The 4,746-nt window shown below is 52.7% G+C and carries 7 protein-coding genes; 5 read left to right on the top strand and 2 right to left on the bottom strand.

The features are described 5' to 3' along the window. Positions 1-1,150 (top strand): LuxR C-terminal-related transcriptional regulator (locus VAE48_RS10370; RefSeq protein WP_322793253.1); only part of this gene is annotated, 1,150 nt, incomplete at its 5' end. 39 nt (positions 1,151-1,189) lie between these two features. Here the strand turns inward: VAE48_RS10370 and VAE48_RS10365 are convergent. After that, on the bottom strand, positions 1,190-1,942 hold the full coding sequence (locus VAE48_RS10365) for a CPBP family intramembrane glutamic endopeptidase (RefSeq protein WP_322793252.1): 753 nt from the start codon (positions 1,940-1,942) through the stop codon (positions 1,190-1,192). 198 nt (positions 1,943-2,140) lie between these two features. Further along, positions 2,141-2,926: a head GIN domain-containing protein gene (locus VAE48_RS10360; protein WP_322793251.1), complete on the bottom strand. Its 786-nt coding sequence runs from the start codon at positions 2,924-2,926 to the stop codon at positions 2,141-2,143. Positions 2,927-3,073: 147 nt separating this feature from the next. Here VAE48_RS10360 and VAE48_RS10355 point away from each other — a divergent pair, with 147 nt between their 5' ends. From VAE48_RS10355 to VAE48_RS10340, 4 genes are read left to right on the top strand one after another with little or no spacing between them, the layout of a single operon-like run. Then, the gene (locus tag VAE48_RS10355; protein ID WP_322793250.1) at positions 3,074-3,334 is read left to right on the top strand and encodes a hypothetical protein; all 261 of its coding nucleotides are present in this window, start codon (positions 3,074-3,076) and stop codon (positions 3,332-3,334) included. Further along, positions 3,312-3,650: a YrdB family protein gene (locus tag VAE48_RS10350; RefSeq protein ID WP_322793249.1), complete on the top strand. Its 339-nt coding sequence runs from the start codon at positions 3,312-3,314 to the stop codon at positions 3,648-3,650. The genes VAE48_RS10355 and VAE48_RS10350 overlap by 23 nt, the downstream gene beginning before the upstream one ends. A gap of 1 nt (position 3,651) precedes the next feature. Then, positions 3,652-4,086 (top strand): SRPBCC family protein, encoded by a 435-nt coding sequence (locus VAE48_RS10345; protein WP_322793248.1) that lies wholly within the window; start codon positions 3,652-3,654, stop codon positions 4,084-4,086. Positions 4,087-4,123: 37 nt separating this feature from the next. After that, complete coding sequence (locus VAE48_RS10340; protein ID WP_322793247.1) at positions 4,124-4,636, top strand: N-acetyltransferase; 513 nt, start codon at positions 4,124-4,126, stop codon at positions 4,634-4,636. The last annotated feature ends 110 nt before the right edge of the window (positions 4,637-4,746 follow it).

Here is a 4,746-nt window from a genome sequence, read left to right as displayed (position 1 = left end):
ACTGGAGATTGCGATTACCACCCACGCCTCAGGCCGGCCCCTCCCCGAAGCCGAGCAGGCCTACGCAGAGACCATCCGCCTGTGTGAACAGGCTGGTGACCGGGTTACGGCCTGGATTGCGGCCTGCGCACGGGTGCAATTGATGACAGAGCGCGCAGAGCTGGGGCGGGCGCTCGCGCTTAATCGCGAATTGCTCGATACCGTTTGGCGCGGTGGTTCCAGCCTTGTGCGCGGCTGGGCACACATCAATCAGGCAACCCTGCTGTATCAGATCAACGATCTGGAAGGGGCACGCCGAGAAGCCCGTTTTACCCATCAACTGGAAGAGCAATTGGGCAATTTGCCGGATGTCAGCATGCGTTTATATGCCCTGCTCACCCGCTTGGAACTGGTGGATGGCAGGCCAAACCTCGCCCAACAGGCCGCCGAAAATTTTGTCAGGCTGGCACAGCGCAGTGGCATCACCAACGCCGTTGACTGGGCAAATGCCGTCCGGGCTGCTTTGCTGTACCGGCTGGAAGATTGGCCGGCCTTCGAAGCCTGGGCAAGGGGCTTTCAGCCGCCAACCCAGCCTTTGTTCTTCCCTTACCGGCTGGCAACACTGACCTATCTACGCTTTCTGTTACGCCAAAAAGCATGGGAAACCGTCCGCCTTTTAATGAAAGAGCAGCTTCGGCTGGCACGCGAGGCAGGTTACCTCGAATACGAGATGGAAATCCACATCCTCCGTGCCTTGATGGAGCAAGAAGCCGGTAATTTATCACTCGCTTTACAATCTCTGGAGCGGGCTTTGGAAATTGGTAGAGCGGGCGGTTATGTGCGCCTATTTCTGGACGAGGGGGAAAAGATGAAAACGCTTCTCTCTCATCTTCAGAAATCCCGAAAGGATGATTATCTTTCCCTCCTGCTTTCAGGATTTGGAAAGTCCCTTCCCCCCGATCAATCATCCATTATTGAGCCGTTGACCGGGCGCGAGATTGAAGTATTGAGGTTGCTTGCTGCAGGTTTGTCGAACCCGCAGATTGCAGAAAAGCTCTTCCTTTCAGTGGGCACGGTCAAGACGCATGTCAAACACATTTACGGCAAGTTGGGGGTGGATGACCGTGTGAAAGCGGCAGCGAGAGCGCGCGAACTGGGACTTATTTCATGATTTACTGAGTTGCACGCTCTCGTTGTATTTGGAATAATCTCAGGCCGTGGCTTCCCTGCGCTTGCGGATCTGGCGCAAGCCGATCCCAAGGGCAACAAACAACCCAATGCCAATCAGCCCGTGCATGGGCGAAACCAGCCAGTCTGCTCCGCGAACGATTTGCACCCGATTATCGGTGATCAGTTGGATGAGTAGGGCATCCTCCACCATGTGCATCAGGACGGCTGGCCAGATCGAGTTGGTCAACAAGCGCAGTTCGCCATACACCATTCCCCAGGCAATCATCACCAGAATGGCAAGGGGAATATAGAGCGTCACGGGCAGAGTCGTAAATTGTTCCAGAATGGAACGATCCAAAAAGTACAGGTAGTAAGGGATGTGCCAGGCGCCCCAAATCAAACCGACCATCGCGTGACCCACAAAGTCATTCAGGCCAAGGGCATACACCTTGGGGGCCAGGTAACCGCGCCAGGCCGTTTCTTCAAAAATGTTCTTGACGAATTGGGGAAGCGCACCCACCAGAAACACCTGGGCAATCATTCCCAGCGCGTTCATCGAAAGATCAGTGAATGTGATCAGTCCTGCCAGACTTCCAATGAGCAGGATAATCAAAGTCAACACCGGATAGACCAGAAGCGAAACCAGATAAAACTTCCCATTTCCTTTGAAATTGGGCCTGATGCCAAAATCCTTCCAGCCGTCTCCGCCAAAGGCGCGCAGCAATAAAGAAAAAACGCTCGGCACAACCAGCCATAACAGCATGCCCAGACTTTCCGACGGTGAATTTCCCATCCTCACGTCCAGACCCCGTCCGATAAAGCCGATTGAGATTACAACCACGGTAAATAAGACCAGATTCCGGATGGTTCTTCTTTTGTTCAAAGGTGGATGAATCATTGTGGACAACTCCTCATTGAATAAATCGTGAATTGGTATTAATAAAGATGAACCTCTCCATTGGGTGAGTGGTTCATCTTATCCCGGAAAAATTTACCGCGAACCCAGCGCAATCAACTCACCGCCTCCACTGATTTTCTCAGTCAATTCCGGCGAACCAAGGTATTGCACGTTGCCGCTGCCGCTGATGGACACATCCAGCCGATCCACCGCCCAAACAGTGGCATTACCGCTCCCGTTGACCGCCACATCCACGACTTTTGCCATGAGTTTTTCCGCCAGCAGTTCACCAGAGCCGGAGGTCATCACCGTCAGTGATTCGGTTTCACCGGCTGCTTCCATCTGACCCGAGTTGTTGACCTCGGCAAGGATGCTTGTAGCCGAAACATCGGGCAGAATCAGGTCACCCGATCCGCTCAAGCGCGCCGAAAGCGATTGGGCATCCAGACGGGCAAAGGTTACATCGCCCGACCCGTTGATCCGGATGGTGAGGGAGTCGGCACTGAAATCTTCTGCGCGGACATCTGCCGAGCCGGATATTTCCAACAGGCTCAAAGCCGGTAATGTCACCCGGTAGATGAGTGTTTCAAATTGAAGCCGGCTTACTTCCGGTTTGGTGCGTACCGTTAACACGCCTTGCTCCACGCCGATTTCGAGCACGGGCAGGATGTTATCATCCGCCTCAACCGTCAGGCTGAAATCATCGCCCTGTTGCAGGTATAACACGCCTGAAGTCCCGATACGAATCTGATCGAAATCAGATAAATCGAATGACTGCTTGACCATCTTGCCGGAGCCCGTCAGAGTAGCGGTGGGGTTCAGGCTGCAAGCGGAAAGCACAAGTACCAACATCATTAATACCACAGTAAATTTTTTCATGATTTGTTCTCCTTGCCGTCAACTATACAAAATCAGAGCAAGACCGGCATCCCCCTATGGAGGTATCTTCTCGAATTTGCATATACCCCCGTGATATACTCCCATTGGAGGATAGCAATCGCGATTTTTCCATGTATGATTCAGGTCATGAACAACGAACGATCTCTCATCTCATACCATATCCGCTTGCAAGGCAAAGTAGACCGCGGGCTTGCTTCGTGGTTACCCGAACTTTCCCTCACGGAAGAAATGGACGGCAATACTCTTCTGGATGGCGAATTGCCCGATCAGGCTGCCCTGCTGGGGGTGCTGTTTCGTATTCACAACTTAAATTTACAAATCCTCTCGGTGGAAATTAGAAATCCAAAAGTTTCGGAGGCTCCTCATGGAACTGTTCAAAATGGTTAACCTATCTGTTCGTTTTCTGCTTGAAATTTGTATTCTGATCATCTTGGGCTTTTGGGGGTTCAAAACAGGTCAAACGCCGCTGATGAAATTCCTGCTCGGATTGGGCAGCCCCCTCCTTTTCGCAGTGGTTTGGGGAACTTTTCTGGCACCTAAATCCTCGCTGAGGCTTTCCGAACCCTGGCTCTTTTTAGCGGAACTGGTAATTTTTGGCCTGAGCGGTTGGGCATTGTACAGCATGGGTAAGACGAATCTGACGATTGCCTTCGGTTCGATTTATATTCTCAATAAAATTTTGATGATCTTGTGGAGACAGTAAAATGGAAATCAATAAATCCGCCCCCGCCTTTGCCCGTCGTGAAATGCTCATCCACGCCCCTGTGGAGGTAGTCTGGCAGGTTCTAACCGATTTCGGGAACTGGCCTGACTGGCAGCCTGATATTACCTTTGCAAAACTGGACGGCGACCTGAGGGAAGGTACAACTTTTCATTGGAAAGCGCAAGGGCTAAACATCACCTCCCGCCTGCACACCGTCCAGCCGCCCCTTCGGATCGGCTGGACAGGGACAGCCACCGGGATGACAGCCATTCACAACTGGAGCATTGAAGCGCGCGGCAACGACACCCTCGTCACCACTGCGGAATCACTTTCGGGGTGGCTCACCCGCCTGATGCTCCTGTTCGACAAACATTTCCTCGAAAAATCGCTGGAAGCCTCGCTGCTTCGCCTCAAAAAGCAGGCAGAATCCAGGTGAACGATAGATACCCCCGCCGAACCGGAGGTTGCTGTCCATGAAGCTGACCATTCGGCCTGAAACACCCGAAGATATTCCCGCCATTGATCGGGTCAATCATCTGGCATTTGAGCGTGAAAATGAAGCCCAACTGGTGGACGCCCTGCGCCGCGACGGAGCAGTGATATTGTCGGTGGTCGCAGAAGTGGATGAGAAAATCGTCGGGCATATCCTCTTCTCGCCGGTAACCGTCACAAACGGCGAACAGCAGTGGACGGCGGTAGGCCTTGGCCCGATGGCCGTTCTGCCCGAATTCCACAATCAGGGAATCGGATCGACATTAATCCGTTATGCTCTCAATGCGTTGAAAGCGGCCGGGCATGAGACGATTTTTGTGGTGGGCCACCCCCACTACTACCCGCGTTTTGGTTTCAAACCCTCCAAACCTTACGGCATTCAGTGGGAAATCCAGGTTCCGGAAGAAGTGTTCATGGTGCTGGAATTGCGTGAGAACGCGCTGAAGGGCATAAGCGACGTTGTGCGCTACCACCCCCGTTTCAGAGAGGTTTAAGTTTATCTATACGAAAAAATGTTTTCGTACCGTACCAGCCTCAAACCACTGTGCGAGTATCCTGCCCGGCAAGGGAAAGCGGCTTCACCAAATCTGCACCGCTCTCATAA

The organism is Bellilinea sp., from assembly GCF_034432615.1.
Taxonomy (GTDB): Bacteria; Chloroflexota; Anaerolineae; order Anaerolineales; family Anaerolineaceae; genus Bellilinea.
Note: the sequence above shows the minus strand (reverse complement) of the source record. Positions and strands in the feature narration are given on the sequence as shown.

Bases quoted from the DNA above. Each gene is read 5' to 3' on its own strand.
- VAE48_RS10365 (WP_322793252.1), bottom strand. From the start codon at position 1,942: ATGGGAAATTCACCGTCGGAAAGTCTGGGCATGCTGTTATGGCTGGTT.
- VAE48_RS10360 (WP_322793251.1), bottom strand. From the start codon at position 2,926: ATGAAAAAATTTACTGTGGTATTAATGATGTTGGTACTTGTGCTTTCC.
- VAE48_RS10355 (WP_322793250.1), top strand. From the start codon at position 3,074: ATGAACAACGAACGATCTCTCATCTCATACCATATCCGCTTGCAAGGC.
- VAE48_RS10350 (WP_322793249.1), top strand. From the start codon at position 3,312: ATGGAACTGTTCAAAATGGTTAACCTATCTGTTCGTTTTCTGCTTGAA.
- VAE48_RS10345 (WP_322793248.1), top strand. From the start codon at position 3,652: ATGGAAATCAATAAATCCGCCCCCGCCTTTGCCCGTCGTGAAATGCTC.
- VAE48_RS10340 (WP_322793247.1), top strand. From the start codon at position 4,124: ATGAAGCTGACCATTCGGCCTGAAACACCCGAAGATATTCCCGCCATT.